Consider the following 17,877-nt stretch of genomic DNA (forward strand, 5'->3'; position numbering starts at 1 on the left):
CGCCTCACCCTACTCGATGCGATAGATGTTAGTACTGTCTGTCGCGCGAATCGATGCAAGGAGGCTCCAAGTGCTAAGCACGCCAAGGACGAGACTGGTTTTACTTCCCCCAGAAAAAGCCGACATGATGGCGCAGTTTTATCAACGAAATCGTGCTCACCTTTCCCCATGGGAGCCCATACGTCCTGCCGCATTTTATCGCGAAGACTATTGGCATAGCGCGCTGCAAGAAGCGAAAGACTTGTTTCAACAGCAGCAAGCCTTCAAGTTTGTGATTTTGCATCATGAACGGGACGATGTGATAGGGGTGTGCAATTTTACTAATGTCATTCACGGCGCCTTTAAAGCGTGCATGTTAGGTTATGCCGCTGACAAGCATTATCAAGGGCAGGGCTACATGCACGAAGCCATCCAAGCAGGCATCCGTTTTGTATTTGATCAGGTTGGGTTGCACCGTGTGATGGCCAACTATATTCCGGACAACACGCGCAGTGAGCGGCTACTCACCAAGCTAGGGTTTGAGCGCGAGGGCTATGCTCGCCGTTACCTCAAAATCAATGGCCGCTGGCAAGATCATGTCCTCACCGCCAAACTCAATCCAGCCATGGAAGAGTGAGTCGTGGAATCACCAGTCGGACATTCCGTTTTATCCATTTAACTGTCAGGAGAAAAAATGAGTCAGTTTACCGAGTACAAAGTTGTTCATATTGTTGAAGGTGGTTGCGGCACCTTATTGCTGGGCTCAAGTGGCTTGCCGTTGCAACGCCTCGAAGCCGAACTCAATCAATACGCGCAAGATGGCTGGCAGGTTGTTTTTCAAGTCATTGAAAAGAAAAGATACATGCTGTTTTGGCAGCGTGAGGCAGTGATTGTCACCCTAGGTCGCTAATGCTCAAGTATTTGTCGCTTACGTTGATCCATCGTTACCAAGCTAAAGGTGGATCAAAGAAACTGTTCAATATTGAGTGTAATTTCGAGCCGAGCTGCTCGGAGTACACGCGCCAAGCGATCGAAAGATACGGTGCACTCCGAGGCTGGCAACTCGGATTGGCGCGCATTCGCCGCTGTAATAATCCCAATGCGATTGAAAAAATTCACGACGAGGTGCCTTAATGCGTTTTACCCAACCGATCGAAGCGCTGGAGGCGCAAGAAGAAGCACTGAGGAAGCAGGTGAATGGCTTGACCCAAAGCCAGAAAAAACGCTATTTTGCCGAGCAAGCCAGACAGCTCAAAGATCCCGATACCTATGCGGCGCTGAATTGGGCATTCCTTGGTGGCTTTCATCATCTTTACTTGCGAAGGTATGGGTTGTTTGTCGTAGAATGTGCATTATTGGTGATCGCCGTTATCGGCTTAGTGATGAGTCAGCCTTATTTTGCGTTGATTTTGGTTGGCTTAGTGCTATTTGAGTTACCACAGCTGTTTTTTGCCCAGAAAATTGCCAGGCAGTATAACTATCATGTATCACGCGAAATATTCGAACACGTCCGTCGTGGTGACTAATTCATGAAACGTCGTCGGATCCGTAAACGTCACCAGCACCATTTCTTTTTATGCCAGAAGACATATCGTCGCGCCTTAATTGATTTGATTGAGGCAGATCCTGTGAGGATGCGTGCGTTACGATGTGTTCAGTCCCTCAATTTACCCCAGTGCTATATCGCCGCCGGGTTTGTTCGCAACTTGGTCTGGGATGCATGCCATAAGTACCCGCCGAGTGCGCTCAATGATATTGATGTGATCTACTTTGATCCCTCAGACACCAGCATTGAGCGCGAGCAATACCTTGAAGCCTTGTTGCAAAAAACCATGCCTGAGATGACTTGGCAGGTGCGTAACCAAGCAAGAATGCATGAAAAGCATCAAGATCGGCCGTATGCGAGCACACTGGATGCGATGCGTTTTTGGCCCGAAAAGGAAACGGCCATTGCGGTTCGCCTCGATATGAATCAGCGCTGTGAAGTGATTGCCGCATTCGGTGTACAGTCTTTGTTTGAACTGAAACTCAGCCACAATCCCGCTCGCCCTTGGTCGATATTCCAGCAGCGAATTGATCACAAGCAATGGCTAACCCATTGGCCAAAGCTAACGGTAACAACCCAATGTTCGGTGGCAGCTAAGCCAATCAATGCGGAGTAAGAACCGATAAAGTGCGCATGGACACAGATTGTCCATGCCACCCAAGGCATACTCGTTTCTGTGTTAATCAGTATGGATACGTAAACACATGAAATATCGTATGGATGCTAACCCGAGTGATGATGATATTACTGCCATTCGCCAAGGGTTAAAGCAAAGTAATCACCCGTTTCTTGCCGGGATCCCAGAAGGGTCGTTAGCTGGTTATGCCTTTAATGATCATGATGAGCGAGTGGGTGGAATTATAGCCAACACCTGGGGACAATGGCTGTTGATTAAATACCTTTGGGTGGATGACGCCTTTCGTCAACGCCATGTTGGTAGTCATCTATTGAGCAATTTGGAAGAGTACGGCAAAGAGGTAGGTTGTAAGATGGCCTTTGTCGATACCTTTAGTTTTCAAGCTAAACCTTTCTATGAAAAACATGGCTATCAATGTCAGATGACGTTAGATGATTATCCCCTCAACCATTCTCTGCACTTTATGACTAAAAAGCTTGCGGACTGAGTCGAACATTGAGCGGGTTAAATTCTCATTCCGACAAGCAACTGACTGATTTGTCGTGATAAAACAGTGATAAAGATTCCAAAAAACGGGTCGCGTTGTGTGGTTTATCAACGCGCTACGGCTGAGATCAATATACTTGCGAGTAACAGGACTAGACTCGCAAGTTTTTGACTCACAGATAGAAAGGAATCATGAAGACATCACGTTCATTTTTAGCGGCCTCTCTCAGCGTACTGCTTTCCACTTCCGTTTTCGCGACCGTCAGTAATGATGAAACGTTACTGGCTAACCAGCATCAATCCCTTACTGAAGCGACGTTAGGTAAGGGCTTTGGTCCTCAGTCACCCCGCGATATTGATCAACTCTCAGGCACTAACCCACAACGGTTTCAGTATGCACCTGCCGCACCGCAGATGAATTTGTGCAATATTCATTTTCATAAAAACGCAGAGCATAAAGGCGGCGAATTCACGAGATATGCTGGGATCGGGGACGGGCAGGGTTACCAATCCGGTTACCTTTACACGGGACAATTAACCGACGCTGAGCGCATGGCATATCACCAGCCTGTGTGTGCCAGTGAGCATCAAAGTGTGCAGGTTGGCGACACTTTGGAACTTCACTATGTGTATAGCACGGCGTCCGTCGCGCCGGGTCCGACGCTGGGTGCGTGCTTAAGTGATGCGACGGTGAATCCACAGTTGCGGGTTGAGGCACAAGTGCTTGTGGCGGTGAATGATGACAGTGCCGCTGATTTCACGCGCCTAACGGCGGTTGGTCAGCGCAAAGGGCGCTATCAAGCGATTCACCTGCCCGAAGATAGTGGTCAGGCGGTAAGCTATCTCGGCTCAACGACCGGTCCGGCCTACAACGAGAAAGGATCGCCGTACCAAGTAACGTGGCGGGTCCGCCCGAAGGTCAAAAAGGTCAACATCGCAAGTATTCAGCGCTGGTGTCAGGCAAACGTATTTGAAGAGCATCATGCGCACGGTGTGCGTAATTTGGTGGTTCAGCCTGCGTTACTCTCCGAGCAATAAAAAGGGAACAGTATGTCAACGACGGCGTCCAATCGATTAACCATTCGTCGTATGCGGCCGGATGATACGGAGCCGGTTCTAGATATCTGGTTAAATGCCTCACTGCAGGCGCATGATTTCATTGATGAGGCGTTCTGGCATCAGCAACGTGACGCCATGCGTGCCTCTTACTTACCGATGGCTGAGGTGTGGGTAGGAACCCATCAAGAGGTTATCCTTGGCTTTTATGCATTGCATGGTAATACGCTGGCGGCGATTTTTGTCGATCCTGTCCATCAAGGCGCTAGTGTGGGCAGTCAATTGCTCGATCATGCCAAACTGCAAAAGCCCACTATCGACCTCACGGTTTATCAGAAAAATACCGCCAGTTACGCGTTTTATCTACGTCACGGTTTTGTGGTTGATAGAGAGCAAACGGATCCACACACCGGAGAGCGTGAGTGGCGAATGGTTTACCAAAGTTAGTTGTCGTCTGCAGACAGTGAAAAAATCCCGCTTCGGTAAAACCAAGCGGGATTTTTTATTTTTATCATATTTATCAATCCAATAAGTTGATTTTCTATTATGGGTAATGGTCGTACCAAAGCGAGGCTAGCGAGATGAGATTTGACTTTAATGGCAAAGAATTGTTAGTTTGGTCCTACCAAAAGAGAGGGTGATGATGAACATAACCACACAAAGCCTTTTTCATCCGGTGCAAATGGGCCGGGCCAGTGAAGATGTGGCATTACAAATTGAGTCAGCGATTCTGTCCGAGGCGCTAAAGCCGGGTGACAAACTACCCAGTGAGCGTGAGCTTCAGCAACAGTTCGGAACAGGGCGTGGTGTGGTGCGTGAGGCGATTCAGGCACTCAAGCAAAAAGGCTTGATTGAAATCCGCAAGGGTCAGAAAGGCGGTGCTGTCGTACGCCAAGTGGATGTTCATCATATCAGTGAATCACTGGCGCTGTTTCTCAAGCAAAGCCATATCAATGCAGAGAAAGTAGCGGAGTTTCGTGAAACGGTCGACCAAAGCTTGGTATTGCTTGCGATGAGTCGTGCGAGTAAGACGCAGAAAGTCACACTGCAAGAAACCGTCGAAGCTTTAGCGGCTGAAGCGGCGAGTGTGAGCCCAGATCTTGATCGATTAGGGGAGCTAGATCGGGCGCTAAACCTGCTGATTGCTGAAATGTCAGGCAACCCAATCTTTGAGTGGGTGATGCATGCGCTGCAACAAGGCTTTAGCTCGCACGATTATGCCCTTTATCAGGCGGCGGAGTATCGTCGCCAAACGGTGGAAAACTGGCAGCAGACCGTCCACCACATTGTTGCCGCAGAGCCTTTTAAGGCGCAGGCAACGATCAGCCACCACTATCGGTTGCTACAACAATGCATTGATGCACAAGCATCGAGCAAATAATAAAAAACACTTCAAAAAGGAAACCTCTAATTACATTCACCCATAACCGCGCCACCAAGATGGCGAACACGTCACTGTGCGCGGGAAGGAAAACTGGAGGTTTTATGGGACTGCAACAAAACTACGATTACATCATTATTGGCGCGGGTTCAGCAGGCTGTGTGTTGGCGAACCGTTTGAGTGCCAATCCAGATAACAAGGTGCTACTTCTTGAGGCGGGTCGTCCTGATTATCGACTTGATTTTCGCATTCATATGCCCGCCGCACTGACATACTTGCTGACTGATGGTACTTATAACTGGTTATATGAATCCGAGCCAGAGCCGAACATGCATAATCGCCGTATCGCGCAGCCTCGTGGCAAAGTGCTTGGCGGTTGCAGCAGCATTAATGGCATGATTTACATCCGTGGTAACGCCATGGACTATGAGAAGTGGGCCAACGAGCACGGATTGAAAAAGTGGGATTATGCCCATTGCCTGCCGTATTTCCGCAAGTGTGAAACACGTTTGCAGGGCCAAGATGATTACCATGGCAACAATGGTCCACTGGCTATCAGTACAGCAGACTGCGATAACCCTCTGTTTAGTGCCTTCTTTAATGCTACCCAGCAAGCGGGCTATCCATTAACCGACGATGTAAATGGTTATCAGCAAGAAGGCTTTGGCATTTTCGACCAAAATATCTATCGCGGTCGTCGCCACAGCGCTGCGCGAGCGTATCTACACCCGGTGATGAATCGTAAAAACCTTACTGTGATCACCGGTGCGACAACCGATAAAGTGTTGTTTGAAGACAAAACGGCTATCGGTGTGGAATACCGCAAGTGGGGACGGAAGAAAACCGCCTATGGTGCCGAGATTATTAGTTGTGGTGGTGCAATCAACTCACCGAAGCTGTTGCAGCTGTCGGGTATTGGCGATGAGACCATGTTGAAAAACTTAGGGATTAAGCCGGTTCACCATTTGCCGGGTGTGGGTGAAAACTTGCAAGACCACCTTGAGCTTTACGTGCAGTATGAATGTAAAGAGCCAGTCAGCATGTATCCCGCGCTTAAGTTCCATAATCAACCGAAAATCGGCTTTGATTGGCTGTTCCGTCGTAGAGGCGCTGCCGCGACCAACCACTTTGAAGCGGGTGGCTTTGTACGCGGTAATGATGAGGTGGCGTACCCGAACTTGCAGTTCCACTTTTTACCTCTGGCAATTCGCTATGATGGTTCGGCCCCCAACAAAGGACATGGTTTCCAGTTGCATGTGGGACCAATGAATACCGATGTGCGCGGTTACGTTAAAATTCGCAGCACTAACCCAGATGAGAAGCCAGAGATCTTCTTTAACTATCTCTCTACGCCACAAGAGCGTAAAGAGTGGGTGGAAGCGATTCGCGTATCGCGAGATATCATTGCGCAACCTGCGTTTGACCACCTTCGCGGTAAAGAGTTATCACCGGGCAGCGATGCGCAAACCGATGAAGAGATCCTCGACTTCGTGGCACGCGAAGGGGAAAGTGCTTACCACCCCAGCTGTACCTGCAAAATGGGCTTGGCGAGCGATGAAATGGCAGTCGTGGATGAATCTTTGAACGTGCATGGGGTGAAAAATCTACGTGTCGTCGATGCGTCTGTTTTCCCAGCGATTACCAATGGTAACTTGTACGCGCCGACGATCATGGTGGCTGAAAAGGCGGCAGATATGATTATGGGGCATACGCTCGCACCCGCGAAAGACGCTGAGTATTACCGTTATGTGCCAGAAACTGGATCTCAGTCGGTAGAAAAAGCGACGGCTGACGTGGCGTAATCGGCCGCTGTTTTCGGATGAAAGCCAGCAGAATGCTGGCTTTTTTATGAGGCGTTGTCCGTGTTATCTGAAGGGCTTGTTGACTGGTTGAGTTGGTACTTTGCCGCGCTATAGCTTGCCACGCTGTAGGGAACGAGATAGTTGAGTAGGGCATGGCCGATACTAAATGAGCCATCGGCCCACAGCGCATCGCCTTGATTGATAATGTTGAGTATTGTCCCCACCACTAAAGCTATTTTGATCGCGTTAATGACCAAGCTTCGCTCTACGAGTATGCGAATGAGCGGTCGCATCAGGTGTCCAGATCAAGATGACGTTCATTCGCCCGAGCAAGTAGCGCTTGGGTGGGGATTGTATCGATGGTTTCTTGGATCACCCGACGAATTAATGCCGTATCAGGCTTGCGACGCTGTTTAGCCGGTGAAAGTTGAATCCCGGTGGGTGCGAGGGTGTAAGTGCCGTCAGCCTTCACCAGCTTCGCTTGTTGCAAACAAACGGGGCAGTGGAGGAGGTGTCCTGATTTATCAGAGCGATACCGTGTAATGGTCGGGCCGCATGTGGGGCAATGATATAAGGGGATCCCTTCGTCAGTGTGCGCAATGATCGAATCCAGTTTACCGGCCTTGGCTAACGCGACGAAGCGCGCGCCCAGCTTTTCATCGAACTGAGTGCCGAGGTTCTCTTCAATAATGGCAATGGCTTTTTCTTTTGGCATGGCATTGCGGTAGGGGCGTTGACTGGTCATTGCATCAAACGCATCACAAATGGCAATCACCTTGGCATCCGCTGGGATAAGGTGGTCGTGAAGTTGATTGGGGTAACCTTTACCATCAACGCGCTCATGGTGAAGTCCAACGGCATTACTGACGATAGTAGCGAGAGGGTGGCCTTCAAGAATATACAAGCCTTCATTGGGGTGGTTCTGGATCACGGCAAACTCGTCATCGGTGAGTTGAGCTGTCTTGCGCAAGATCTCATCGGGCACACTGACTTTACCTAAGTCGTGTAGAAAGCCTCCGAGTGTAACCGCAGCGCGATCTTCCTCTGACCAGCCTTCCTCCTCCGCCAGTGTGTAAGCAAAACGCGATACTCGCCAAAGGTGCCCACCGGTATACGGGTCTTTTGATTCCACGCTCCACGCCAAAGTGAGCAGACTTTGAAATAAGCGCTGTGCGTGCTTATCGCTCGGTGCGGCGGCCAGCCACTGACGTAACCATTTCATCACGCGTACCTTTATTAAGCAGATGTAAAGATTAGACCTGATTTATCGTGAAACGCTTTCACTTTCCGATGGGGCGGATACTTGTAAGAACTTCGGTAACGTGAGCACCACCGTCACGCCTTGGTTGATATCTGAGTCAAAACTTAGTTTGCCTTGAAGCTTTTGTCTAACCAGATTAAACACTAAGTTGAGGCCAAGCCCCGAACCTCCTTTGCCACGTTTGCTGGTGTAAAAAGGTTCGAAAATTCGCTGATGTAGTTCAGGCGGTACACCTACACCATTATCGGTGTATACGACTTGCACTTCATCGCCTAAATCACTGACTTTAATTTTTATTTCTGGGTTTTCGATATTCTCAAATGCGTGCCGCACGCTATTCATTACCAAGTTTGAGACGACTTGGGTCAATACTCCGGGCAAGCTACTCATTTCTAGATTGGCATCACCTTCGATAATGGGGACGACGGGCACTTTTTTGGTTTCAGGGCGTAAACTCCCCATCAGCGCGTCTAGCGCCTGCACAACACGAAACTGACTGCGGCTTTCTGAGACTTGATCGACGGCCGTTTGTTTGAAATCCCGAATTAAGCGGGCGGCACGATTGAGGTTGTTTTCCAGCATGTTGGAGCCATCGACGATCTGCTTCATCACGGCTTCAAATTGTTGACTGGTGAGGGATTGGTCCGCGAAGGCATGATTGAGTGTGGCTACTGCTTCTTTGATCACCGAGTTAGCGGTGACTGCGATCCCCAGTGGCGTGTTTACTTCATGCGCAACACCGGCGACGAGACTTCCCAAAGCAGCCAGCTTTTCTGATTCTACTAACTGGTTCTGTGCCGCTTTTAGATTCTCCATACTCTGTTCCAAATCTTGAGTCCGTTCATTGACGGTTTTCTCCAAGTTCTGGTTCAGTAATTGCAACTCAAGCTGAGTTTGTTTTAGTTCGGTGATATCAATCGCCGTGCCGCGAAAGCCGACAAACCCTTCATCGCTGAAGTGAGCAATGCCCTGAAAAACAAAGTAATGAGGACGCTTGTTCAATAGTACTTGCTCTTCACACATGGTGAAGTTTTCGTAGTCTGCAAGATGATCAAGTAACGAGTGGCAGTTCGCGAGTAAAGGCAGATCGCGGATTTTGGGCGTATTGTGTATATCAATATCAAGCGCAGTCTGCATGGCATCTGAGCAAAACGTGAGACGCTGTGCGGCATCGGTTTCCCACAACCAATCTGAAGACGCGCTGGTAAAGTCCGCAAGACGCTCCTGCTCCAAAATAATATTTTGGTATAGGTTAGCCATACGAAGGGTAATTTTGTTGGTCTCTTCGGCAAGCCAGTCAAGTTCGTCATCTTTTTCCATGATGAACTTGCGGTGCTTAAGTTCCAGCGGCTGATGAATGGGGGCTAACGGATCAAAATGGCGTAAGTGTTTGGCAATTGAAAAGACCCGCTGGCTGACACTTTGATGAAATACCCACAAAATTAAAGAACACACAATCAGCGTTTTTATGCCGTTGAGTAGTAGCGTGATCACGAACTGACGTAACAAAATATCGTAGATTTTTTGAGCGTCTGACTCGACAAATAGGGTTCCTAACTCAATGCGGCGCCCTGTATCTGGATGAAAGTAAATCAGTTCGGTGCTACTCATCACACTGTTCTGGCTAATAGGCTGACCCGCATCAAGGACGACACCATCGAACTCAATTGACAAATAGTCAATATAAGGCAAGTTCACGAGCCCATCGAGGCGATTCTGTGCACTCACCAAGTCAAAAACCCACAGGGAGGAGGCAATCAAATCGGCATGTACGTTTTCAATTTCGTAGTGGCGACGATCGACGTTATCGAACGCTTCTTCATAGTCCCATGAAAGCTGCAGCAGGGTCGTCATGATGGTAAAAAAGCTACTCAAAAACACCATCAATAAGATGATCCGCCGTCCGACAATGCTGAACAGCGGATGATTAATGCCTTCCTCAAACTTCTGCAGTTGACTCATTGCTTCCCTATCGTATGCTGATCATCTTCGCGTTGTTGTTGCGAAGTGATATTGGCGAGGTTCAACGGAATTAAAAACATAAACTTGGCGCCTTCGCCGGGCGTCGATTCAAACTGTAACTCGCCTTGTAGCTTTTGTTTGACCAAGTTAAAAACCAAATTGAGTCCGAGCCCTGAGCCTCCACGTCCGCGTTTGCTGGTATAAAAGGGCTCAAAAATACGTTGATGCAGCTCTTTGGGAACACCGCAGCCGTTATCTTGGTAGCACAGATAGAGATGCTCATCTTGGCGTTCAAACTCAATCAGAATTTGTGGTGTGTTGGTATCGTCGAATGCATGATTAATACTGTTCATCACCAAATTGGAAATAACTTGAGTGAGCACGCCGGGAAGGCTGTGCATGATGACTTTTTCCTCGCCCTTCACTATCGGCTCGACGGGCACTTTACGCGTTTCAGGATGTAAACTGGCAATAAGTGCATCGATGGTTCTTTTTACATCAAATTCAGTATGTGCTTCTGAAACTTGGTCGACGGCGGTTTGCTTGAAGTCGCGAATCAAATGAGACGCACGATTTAGGTTATGCTCGAGCATGTTGATACTGTCATCTACCTGCTTCATCAGTGACGCAAACTGAGTGCTCGTCAGTGTCTGTTCCTTGAAGGCCTCGTTGAGCGTCGTGGTGATCTCTTTCACCACCGACGAGGCGGTGACTGCAATGCCTAGCGGGGTATTCACTTCGTGCGCAACGCCAGCCACCAAGCTTCCTAGTGCGGCTAACTTCTCGGACTCCACTAATTGATCCTGCGCGGCCTTTAGTCGCTCCATGCTTTCTTGTAGCTCGCGGGTGCGTTCATCGACCGTGACTTCGAGGTTCTGGTTTAACGTTTCGAGCTCAAATTGGGTCTTTTTGAGCTCCGTAATATCGATACCAGTACCGCGGAACCCACGAAATCCATCAACACCATAGTGGGCGAGTGCCTGAAAGACGAAATAGCGGGTGTCTTCATCAATTTGGATGATTTCCTCACACATCGCAAAATCTTGCTGACGCTGCAAATTACCAATGAATTGGTTACAACCAATGGTGGTGAGCACGTCATGCAAATAGGGGAACTGTTTAGCATCGATACCCAAAGCGTGACGCATCGGGTCAGAGCAAAACGTGAGTTTGAGGTCGGCATCGGTCTCCCACAGCCAATCCGAGGACACATGGGTGAAATCAGAAAGGCGCTCTCGCTCTAGCATGATGTTGCGATACAGCGTTGACATGTTGTCGGTGATTTTATTGGTTTCAGCTGCAAGCCAGTCGAGCTCGTCTTCCTTTTCCATGATGTATTTCGTTCTCGGAAGCTCAAGTTTCTTCTGCCCGGGATCTAACGGGTTATAACCGCGCAAGAATTGTGCGACATGAAATACACGCTGACTCACGGTGTGGTGAAAAACCAGTAGAATCAGATAACACACCAGCAAGGTCTTAATCGCGTTGAGCAACAGCGTGAGGAAGAACTGCTGAATCAGGTGGGCATAAATCGTGTTTGTGTCGGATTCGACATAAATCGTCCCGATACGCTGCGTGCGTCCGGTGTCTGGGTCGTCATATTCCAACGGATATTCATTGACAAGTTTGCTTACTTCAACCGGTGAACCCGCTTCGAACAAATAATTCTCTGAACGTACAGAAAGGTAGTTCACATGGGGCAGGTTAACGAGGCCATCTAAACGCTCTTGTACACTACTCAGATCATAAATCCACAGTGAACTCGCCAATAAATCGGCATGAATATTTTCGATTTCGTAATGACGACTTTCGACATTATTGAATGCGTCGTTATAGTCCCAATACGTTTGCAAGAGCGTGGTAAAAACAGTGAAAAAGCCGCTGAGCAAAATCATGATCAGCAAAATTCGACGGCCCACGAGGCTGAAGAAGGGATTGCGGATACTTTCATCGAATTTATGGCTTTTGCTCATACGTCTACGATCATCGATGGTGACAGAATCAAATTTAAGTGTAGATGAAAAAAACTGTTCGCAATGGTAAGGGGGTCAGTCTTGGCTCGCCTACACTAAAAAAGTCAGATTATTGAGGAGAGCATCATGCACTTGTTGATTAAAGCACTCGCTAGCTTGTTGCTGTGCGCCACCGCTCCTGTGTGGGCGTCTAACGTGATGCTGATTGAAAGCTATCACTACGGCTATGATTGGGATAAAAGCTATATCGCCGGTTTAGAAAGGACATTGGGCAGTGATTACACGCTATCGCGGTTTGAAATGGATACCAAGCGACTGCCGCCCAGTGAGTTTGAAAAGCAGGCGGATAAAGCCTTTGCTGCATACCAAGCAACTAAGCCTGAGATCGTGGTGCTTGGTGATGACAATGCGCTGAAATATATGTTGCCACGGCTCTATGACGAGCCTATCTCGATTGTATTTTTAGGGATTAACTCGAACCCTCGTCATTTGCTTGCCGAATATGAGGGGCAGGCAAAAGTCACGGGGGTGCTGGAGTTGCCGTTATTTGTGCGGAATATGCGCGAAATCAGCATGCTATTGGGAAAGAAAAACATCAAAGTAAAAGTGATGTTCGACTCGGGGGTGACTTCCGAAATTGCTGCCGAGTATATATTGCGTCAATACGAGCAAATTCGACGAAGCTTGGGTATTGAAATCAATATTGTTAATGCCGTGACCTTTCAAGGCTGGCAACGAGAAATCGCCGCCGCAAAACCCAGTGGCTTTGATGCGGTGATTGTCGGTTTATATCAAACCTTGGTGGACAGTGAAGGAAACAATGTTGATGCGAATCAGGTGCTCAGTTGGACCAATCAACATGTGGAGGTGCCGACCTTTGGCTTTTGGGACTTTTCCGTCGGTAAAGGGAAGACCGCTGGTGGCGTCGTGCTATTCGGTGAGTCACAAGGCCAACATGCCGCCGAGCTCGTCAAACAAATTAATGCTGGCGCTGATGCAAGCACGATACCGATTCAAATTGGTCGCCAAGGACGTGCGATCTATAGTGCCAGTGAAATGGAACGCTGGTCGTTGACGCCTTTTTCACGGTGGCAAAACATTGATTGATGGTGTGAGGATGAAAGCCTAAGTGCTGACGATGCCGTTCGTCAGCACATTTTAGGATAAGCAATCGCTTTGGATAACACGCACAAAAAACGCGCTCAAACGGCGCGTTTTGATTGTTGGGTAAAAGCACACGATTAGTCTGGGTGCGCTTCGCGGATTGCAATAAAGTCGTCCCAATTATCGATCAGCAAGTCGACCAGTTTGGGCTCAAAATGTTTGCCGCGCTGTGCGATAAGCTCTTTACGAATATCGTCATCAGTCCATGCATCTTTATAAGAGCGTTTTGACCCGAGTGCATCAAACACGTCGGCCAATGCAGAAATCCGTCCACTGACAGGGATGTTTTCCCCTGCCAATTTATTGGGATAACCACTGCCATCCCATTTTTCATGGTGAGTCGCGGCGATTTCTTTGGCAACCAAAATTAAACGGCGTTTGGAATGGCTTAGAATTTCAACACCATATTCCACGTGTTTTTGCATGATCTCCCACTCGTCAGCATCGAGCTTGCCCGGTTTGTGCAAAATGGCATCTGGGATAGCCACTTTGCCCACATCATGCAGAGGTGAGCCGTGTTTAATCATGGTGGCCTCTTGTTCACTTAGGCCGTACAGTTCAGCGAGACGTTCACAGAATAAAGACACCCGCTGCACATGCGCCCCCGTTTCTTTACTCCGCGCCTCCACCGCATTGGCAAGGTTGTAAACCAGTTCTTTGGAGGTTTCACGTAAATCCACCATCAAACTGAGGTTCTCGAACGTGAGCCCAATGTTTTGCATATATATCTTCAGCAAATGTTGGTCGAGCTCGGAGAGTGTTTTCGCGTGATTCACGTACAGAAGAAATTCAACATCCTCCTCATCACGATGGAACAGCACAAAGCCATCATCAAATTGGATGCTTTGTTGTTTGTTCAGGGCTTGTTGGCAACGCTCTGAAACTGTTTTGGGTAGCTTCTCAAAGGCACATTCACTGTAGCAATCGACGTATTCCCCTGTCGCGGCGAGGGTCAGCGCGCGTGACTCTTCTGCACCGGGACGGGGTTGTACCACGCAGTAAAAGGCTGAGTCGTGAATGTGTAGCAATGAGGTAAGTTGTTCCAACACTGCCGTCGCATAGTGTTGGAGGTTAGTGGTGTTTTGGACGTTTGCAGACGCCTCAATCACCCGCTTTAATCCTTGTTTTTGCTCCTCAATCATGCACAAATCGCGATAAGAGCGCAGCATAGAGTAGAGCAAGGTCTTTAGCTTTTGGGTGGTGAGTTCGGTTTTTTCTTTGTAATCGTCAATATCGTATTCGCGGATGACTCTATCTTCGGGGGCTTGCCCCGCTTGGCCAGTCCGTAATACTAACCGGATCACGTGGTCATTTTTCTCATCGCGGATATATCGCACCAGATCTAAGCCCGCGTGCTCGGTTTCCATCACCACATCGACCAGCGCAAGTGCGATCCCTTCCTCTTTTGCGAGGATATCTTTCGCTTCTTGCCCAGAGAGTGCTGATAAAATCTCGAGCGGGCGATCTTGAAACGTAAACCCTGTCAACGCCAAGCGCGTCACCTCGTGCATCAAGTCATCATCATCCACCAACAGAATACGCCAAGGCTCGTGGGTGGAAGCCTGATTCGTTTCTGGTTGGGATGGAGATGCGTTGTCACGCTGATCCGCAAACAAGTCCATGATCTTCGCCTCTATTCGCGTACTTCTTAATTAACTAAAGCGTAGTTGAGCAAAATAAAAGTTGCGAGTTGGGATAACTCACTCAATGAGAATCATATTGCTGCATTAGTGAGTTTGTTTCGATACCTCATTAGAGATCACTGATCTAGCACATAACAGCTCTGTTTGTCTTTGATAGTCTGGAAGACGCACCCGCTTATCGGATGTAGTCGATTGCACAAGTTTGGCGGTTTGGCGGATAAAACAGTGCCGTCATTCAACGTGTTGCGTAACGCATCAGTAAGATTGTTGTGATGCGTATACCATTTGACAATAAGCGGTTTTGCGGGCTTTTGTGATCACTGTTTTACTGACTAGACAACAATCACAATCAGACTTTGATAAACAAACAAGGCAGTTATGTTTAAAAAACTTTCATTAAAAAATAAGCTTGCGCTATCGGCGAGTGTCGCCATCATCATTGGTGGTTTATTAGTTGAGGCACTCTCATTTCGGGCGTCACTATCACGGCTTGATACCGAGGTATCGCAACGTCTCGAAAGCACGACGGCCTCATATAACCAGTATGTGGCTGATTGGATCGTGTCGAAAGAACGTGCGATGACGTCGCTAAGTAGTGAAGCCAACCTTAATAGCATTGTGACGCACTTAAAACAGGTTCGCGATTCGGGTGGGTTTGACAATGTGTTCCTTGCTTACCCCGATGGTAGCCAAGACAACGCGAACGGTGTGGTCCTCCCACCCGGTAATGATGATCCACGCAAATGGGGTTGGTACATCAATGCCAAAGCGGATCCGTCCAGTGTGTTTATGGATAACCCTACGGTAGCCGCAGCGACGGGCGCCAATGTGGTCTCTTTAGGTAAAGCCTTGCAACTGGGTGGCGACATGGTGGTGCTGGGTGCTGACGTTGAAATTGGCGACATCATTGAGGGGCTTGAGAAGGTTATCCTACCTGGGCGCGGTTATATGTTTATTGCCAATGGCGATGGCAACATCTTTACTCATGCCAATACGGATCTTCTTAACCAACCCGTCAGTGATTTAGGGCTCGCGTTAAGTACGCTCAAAAATGCCGCTAGTTCGGGCCAAGATCTCATGGCAGAGGTAAACGGTGAGCAAAGCGTGGTGTATGCCAAGCCGATTGCCGATACAGGGTTAATGACGGTCACAGTGATCAATTATGACTCGCTGGTAGCGCCTTTGTTCGATGCGGTGTGGGGACAAATCGCCGTGACCATCGGGGTGGTGATTGCGTGTACTTTGTTATTTAACCTGTTGGTTAACGTCCTGTTTAAACCACTGACCAATGTGTCGAATGCGCTTGAGCAAATTGCGCATGGTAGCGGTGATTTGACCCAGCGGATTGAAGTAGAGAGTGAAGATGAGGTCGGGCAGTTGGCGCACAATTTCAATACCTTCGTAGGAAGTATGCACCAACTCATCAGCCATATTCGAGAGCAGGCCGGTCAGCTGACATCGCAATCAAAAAGCAGTACCGATCGTGCACAACGCAATGTGGATGATATTAATCAGCAACAACAAGAAATTACCATGGTGGCGACGGCCGTGACAGAACTGGCCTCGGCGACGCAGGAAATTGCCTCGCATGCTGAGCACACCGCAAGCACAGCACAAGATTCGACTGCAAGCACCAATAATGGTCGGGCAGTGGTGGAGAACACCAAGAGGTCAATTACGCGCTTGGCCGATGAGTTGAAGCAGGCCAGTACCATCGTGGCGGAGTTGGATAGTCACTCCCAAGAAATCTCGACCGTATTGTCGACCATTCAAGATATTGCTGAGCAAACCAATTTGTTGGCGCTGAATGCGGCGATTGAGGCGGCGCGTGCAGGCGAACAGGGCCGTGGTTTTGCGGTAGTTGCCGATGAAGTGCGCATCTTGTCTCAGCGCACCCATGCATCGACTGAAGAAATTAAATCCACGATTGAGACATTGCAAACCACCACAGCCAATGCCGTTTCTATTATGGAAAGTAGTTCATCATTGGCCGGTGATTCAGTCGCGGACGCTGATAAAGCCACTGCGGCATTGAGTGAGATTGACGCGGCGGTTAACCAAATTAGCGATATGGCGACTCAAATTGCAACGGCTGCTGAAGAACAAACCCATGTGACTAGCGAGATCACGCAAAATATTACTTCAATTAAAGATGTATCTGAGCACCTTGTTCATAGTGCGAACGATGCGTCTGAAGAGGCGGATGGGTTGCGTATTCAAGCGGCGAACCTTAGCGAAAAAGTGGCAACCTACAAACTTTAAACGCGCATCTGGCTATCCTGACGCCAAGGGGTAGCCAGATTTTTTGAAAAAAATGAAGATAAAACTGAACTTTATTCAGTGAGCTTGGTCACACTAAGCACTGAAGCAACAACAAAAAGGTTTTATGCTAACCCTATTACGAAATTTTCGTACCTCATTTATCTTCTTTCTGCTCGGCATTGGATGCCTCTTAGCGTTCAATTTATCCACTCCGAACATTGCTGCCAACGGCACGTTGCAAGAACCCTTTGCGTTTATCCCACTAGCATGGCTATTCCTCGCGGTGAGCGCGGTGATTTTTGCGTTTAAAATGGTGCAAACGGTATTGATCGTTAAACGCCAACACCTTGATTGCTGATACCAAGGTCCAGAGGAGGCAACATGATTGAACGTCACGGCCGAGAACTGGATATTGATATCGGTAATAAACATTTGGTGATTCAACGTCGTTATGAGGCGTGTGGGGCCTTTAACGACCTTTTAATCGCGATTTGGTTTTTGATTGGCAGTTTTTTCTTCTTAAACGATGCATTGATGGAGAGTGGTACCTGGCTTTTCATTGTTGGGAGCGCGCAGCTGCTGTTAAAACCGAGTATCAAGTTGATGAGTTTGGTCCATGTCTCGCGGGTCCAAAACCGAGCGCTTAGCACTTCATCGCCAGATCAAGAGTAGTCAGATATAGCGGTATCATCGGGCCTACTCTCCCTCATGTTGCAAACTGCAAT

19 protein-coding genes are annotated in these 17,877 nt (G+C 48.4%); 14 read left to right on the forward strand and 5 right to left on the reverse strand.

Annotation, left to right across the window (positions count from 1 at the left end; all coding sequences use genetic code 11):
• Positions 1–70: 70 nt before the first annotated feature.
• From rimJ to betA, 10 genes are all read left to right on the forward strand, one after another.
• Positions 71–616 carry a ribosomal protein S5-alanine N-acetyltransferase gene (rimJ, locus tag BGK46_RS03350; protein WP_254659650.1) on the forward strand — a complete coding sequence of 182 codons (546 nt, stop codon included), beginning with the start codon at positions 71–73 and terminating at the stop codon, positions 614–616.
• 57 nt (positions 617–673) lie between these two features.
• Positions 674–889 carry a DUF4177 domain-containing protein gene (locus tag BGK46_RS03355; protein ID WP_069362674.1) on the forward strand — a complete coding sequence of 72 codons (216 nt, stop codon included), beginning with the start codon at positions 674–676 and terminating at the stop codon, positions 887–889.
• Positions 889–1,113, forward strand: a complete 225-nt coding sequence (gene yidD, locus BGK46_RS03360) for a membrane protein insertion efficiency factor YidD (protein WP_069587062.1) — start codon at positions 889–891, stop codon at positions 1,111–1,113. The genes BGK46_RS03355 and yidD overlap by 1 nt, the downstream gene beginning before the upstream one ends.
• Positions 1,113–1,505, forward strand: coding sequence for a hypothetical protein (locus tag BGK46_RS03365; RefSeq protein ID WP_069587063.1), 393 nt, complete (start codon positions 1,113–1,115; stop codon positions 1,503–1,505). The genes yidD and BGK46_RS03365 overlap by 1 nt, the downstream gene beginning before the upstream one ends.
• Before the next feature lie 108 nt (positions 1,506–1,613).
• Positions 1,614–2,141 carry a nucleotidyltransferase family protein gene (locus tag BGK46_RS03370; RefSeq protein WP_069587123.1) on the forward strand — a complete coding sequence of 176 codons (528 nt, stop codon included), beginning with the start codon at positions 1,614–1,616 and terminating at the stop codon, positions 2,139–2,141.
• Positions 2,142–2,229: 88 nt separating this feature from the next.
• The gene (locus BGK46_RS03375; protein WP_069587065.1) at positions 2,230–2,649 is read left to right on the forward strand and encodes a GNAT family N-acetyltransferase; all 420 of its coding nucleotides are present in this window, start codon (positions 2,230–2,232) and stop codon (positions 2,647–2,649) included.
• A gap of 191 nt (positions 2,650–2,840) precedes the next feature.
• A complete protein-coding gene (locus BGK46_RS03380) occupies positions 2,841–3,686 on the forward strand; it encodes a delta-class carbonic anhydrase (RefSeq protein WP_069587066.1) in 846 nt (281 codons plus the stop codon).
• Positions 3,687–3,698: 12 nt separating this feature from the next.
• Positions 3,699–4,151 carry a GNAT family N-acetyltransferase gene (locus BGK46_RS03385; protein WP_084781230.1) on the forward strand — a complete coding sequence of 151 codons (453 nt, stop codon included), beginning with the start codon at positions 3,699–3,701 and terminating at the stop codon, positions 4,149–4,151.
• Between the two features lie 193 nt (positions 4,152–4,344).
• Positions 4,345–5,085, forward strand: coding sequence for a FadR/GntR family transcriptional regulator (locus tag BGK46_RS03390; protein WP_096628760.1), 741 nt, complete (start codon positions 4,345–4,347; stop codon positions 5,083–5,085).
• A 104-nt stretch (positions 5,086–5,189) separates the two neighbouring features.
• Entirely contained in the window at positions 5,190–6,887 is a 1,698-nt protein-coding gene (gene betA / locus BGK46_RS03395; protein ID WP_069587067.1) for a choline dehydrogenase, read from the forward strand.
• A 44-nt stretch (positions 6,888–6,931) separates the two neighbouring features.
• Here the strand turns inward: betA and nrtS are convergent, their stop codons facing one another.
• Genes nrtS through BGK46_RS03415 form a run of 4 tightly spaced genes read right to left on the reverse strand, consistent with a single transcriptional unit; the run spans position 6,932 to position 12,083 of the window.
• On the reverse strand, positions 6,932–7,180 hold the full coding sequence (nrtS, locus tag BGK46_RS03400) for a nitrate/nitrite transporter NrtS (protein WP_069587069.1): 249 nt from the start codon (positions 7,178–7,180) through the stop codon (positions 6,932–6,934).
• A complete protein-coding gene (locus BGK46_RS03405) occupies positions 7,180–8,109 on the reverse strand; it encodes an HD-GYP domain-containing protein (protein ID WP_084781231.1) in 930 nt (309 codons plus the stop codon). The genes nrtS and BGK46_RS03405 overlap by 1 nt, the downstream gene beginning before the upstream one ends.
• A 42-nt stretch (positions 8,110–8,151) precedes the next feature.
• Positions 8,152–10,110: a PAS domain-containing sensor histidine kinase gene (locus BGK46_RS03410; RefSeq protein WP_069587070.1), complete on the reverse strand. Its 1,959-nt coding sequence runs from the start codon at positions 10,108–10,110 to the stop codon at positions 8,152–8,154.
• Positions 10,107–12,083: a sensor histidine kinase gene (locus BGK46_RS03415; RefSeq protein WP_069587072.1), complete on the reverse strand. Its 1,977-nt coding sequence runs from the start codon at positions 12,081–12,083 to the stop codon at positions 10,107–10,109. Before BGK46_RS03415 ends, BGK46_RS03410 begins: the two co-directional genes overlap by 4 nt.
• 126 nt (positions 12,084–12,209) lie before the next feature.
• Between BGK46_RS03415 and BGK46_RS03420 the strand changes: the two genes are divergently transcribed.
• Entirely contained in the window at positions 12,210–13,190 is a 981-nt protein-coding gene (locus tag BGK46_RS03420; RefSeq protein ID WP_084781233.1) for an ABC transporter substrate-binding protein, read from the forward strand.
• A 134-nt stretch (positions 13,191–13,324) separates the two neighbouring features.
• Here BGK46_RS03420 and BGK46_RS03425 read toward each other — a convergent pair whose 3' ends face one another.
• A complete protein-coding gene (locus BGK46_RS03425; protein ID WP_069587073.1) occupies positions 13,325–14,869 on the reverse strand; it encodes a DUF3369 domain-containing protein in 1,545 nt (514 codons plus the stop codon).
• Between the two features lie 399 nt (positions 14,870–15,268).
• Between BGK46_RS03425 and BGK46_RS03430 the strand changes: the two genes are divergently transcribed.
• The 3 genes from BGK46_RS03430 to BGK46_RS03440 all read left to right on the forward strand — a co-directional run bounded on the left by BGK46_RS03430 (position 15,269) and on the right by BGK46_RS03440 (position 17,824).
• Complete coding sequence (locus tag BGK46_RS03430; protein ID WP_069587074.1) at positions 15,269–17,152, forward strand: methyl-accepting chemotaxis protein; 1,884 nt, start codon at positions 15,269–15,271, stop codon at positions 17,150–17,152.
• Positions 17,153–17,276: 124 nt separating this feature from the next.
• Positions 17,277–17,510 carry a DUF3955 domain-containing protein gene (locus tag BGK46_RS03435; RefSeq protein ID WP_069587075.1) on the forward strand — a complete coding sequence of 78 codons (234 nt, stop codon included), beginning with the start codon at positions 17,277–17,279 and terminating at the stop codon, positions 17,508–17,510.
• Positions 17,511–17,533: 23 nt separating this feature from the next.
• Positions 17,534–17,824, forward strand: coding sequence for a YrhK family protein (locus BGK46_RS03440; protein ID WP_069587077.1), 291 nt, complete (start codon positions 17,534–17,536; stop codon positions 17,822–17,824).
• The last annotated feature ends 53 nt before the right edge of the window (positions 17,825–17,877 follow it).

Origin of the sequence: Salinivibrio sp. SS2 (genome assembly GCF_001722075.1) — a bacterium.
Classification (GTDB): domain Bacteria; phylum Pseudomonadota; class Gammaproteobacteria; order Enterobacterales; family Vibrionaceae; genus Salinivibrio; species Salinivibrio proteolyticus.

Bases quoted from the DNA above. Each gene is read 5' to 3' on its own strand.
- BGK46_RS03355 (WP_069362674.1), top strand. From the start codon at position 674: ATGAGTCAGTTTACCGAGTACAAAGTTGTTCATATTGTTGAAGGTGGT.
- yidD (WP_069587062.1), top strand. From the start codon at position 889: ATGCTCAAGTATTTGTCGCTTACGTTGATCCATCGTTACCAAGCTAAA.
- BGK46_RS03365 (WP_069587063.1), top strand. From the start codon at position 1,113: ATGCGTTTTACCCAACCGATCGAAGCGCTGGAGGCGCAAGAAGAAGCA.
- BGK46_RS03370 (WP_069587123.1), top strand. From the start codon at position 1,614: ATGCGTGCGTTACGATGTGTTCAGTCCCTCAATTTACCCCAGTGCTAT.
- BGK46_RS03375 (WP_069587065.1), top strand. From the start codon at position 2,230: ATGAAATATCGTATGGATGCTAACCCGAGTGATGATGATATTACTGCC.
- BGK46_RS03380 (WP_069587066.1), top strand. From the start codon at position 2,841: ATGAAGACATCACGTTCATTTTTAGCGGCCTCTCTCAGCGTACTGCTT.
- BGK46_RS03385 (WP_084781230.1), top strand. From the start codon at position 3,699: ATGTCAACGACGGCGTCCAATCGATTAACCATTCGTCGTATGCGGCCG.
- BGK46_RS03390 (WP_096628760.1), top strand. From the start codon at position 4,345: ATGATGAACATAACCACACAAAGCCTTTTTCATCCGGTGCAAATGGGC.
- betA (WP_069587067.1), top strand. From the start codon at position 5,190: ATGGGACTGCAACAAAACTACGATTACATCATTATTGGCGCGGGTTCA.
- nrtS (WP_069587069.1), bottom strand. From the start codon at position 7,180: ATGCGACCGCTCATTCGCATACTCGTAGAGCGAAGCTTGGTCATTAAC.
- BGK46_RS03405 (WP_084781231.1), bottom strand. From the start codon at position 8,109: ATGAAATGGTTACGTCAGTGGCTGGCCGCCGCACCGAGCGATAAGCAC.
- BGK46_RS03410 (WP_069587070.1), bottom strand. From the start codon at position 10,110: ATGAGTCAACTGCAGAAGTTTGAGGAAGGCATTAATCATCCGCTGTTC.
- BGK46_RS03415 (WP_069587072.1), bottom strand. From the start codon at position 12,083: ATGAGCAAAAGCCATAAATTCGATGAAAGTATCCGCAATCCCTTCTTC.
- BGK46_RS03420 (WP_084781233.1), top strand. From the start codon at position 12,210: ATGCACTTGTTGATTAAAGCACTCGCTAGCTTGTTGCTGTGCGCCACC.
- BGK46_RS03425 (WP_069587073.1), bottom strand. From the start codon at position 14,869: ATGGACTTGTTTGCGGATCAGCGTGACAACGCATCTCCATCCCAACCA.
- BGK46_RS03430 (WP_069587074.1), top strand. From the start codon at position 15,269: ATGTTTAAAAAACTTTCATTAAAAAATAAGCTTGCGCTATCGGCGAGT.
- BGK46_RS03435 (WP_069587075.1), top strand. From the start codon at position 17,277: ATGCTAACCCTATTACGAAATTTTCGTACCTCATTTATCTTCTTTCTG.
- BGK46_RS03440 (WP_069587077.1), top strand. From the start codon at position 17,534: ATGATTGAACGTCACGGCCGAGAACTGGATATTGATATCGGTAATAAA.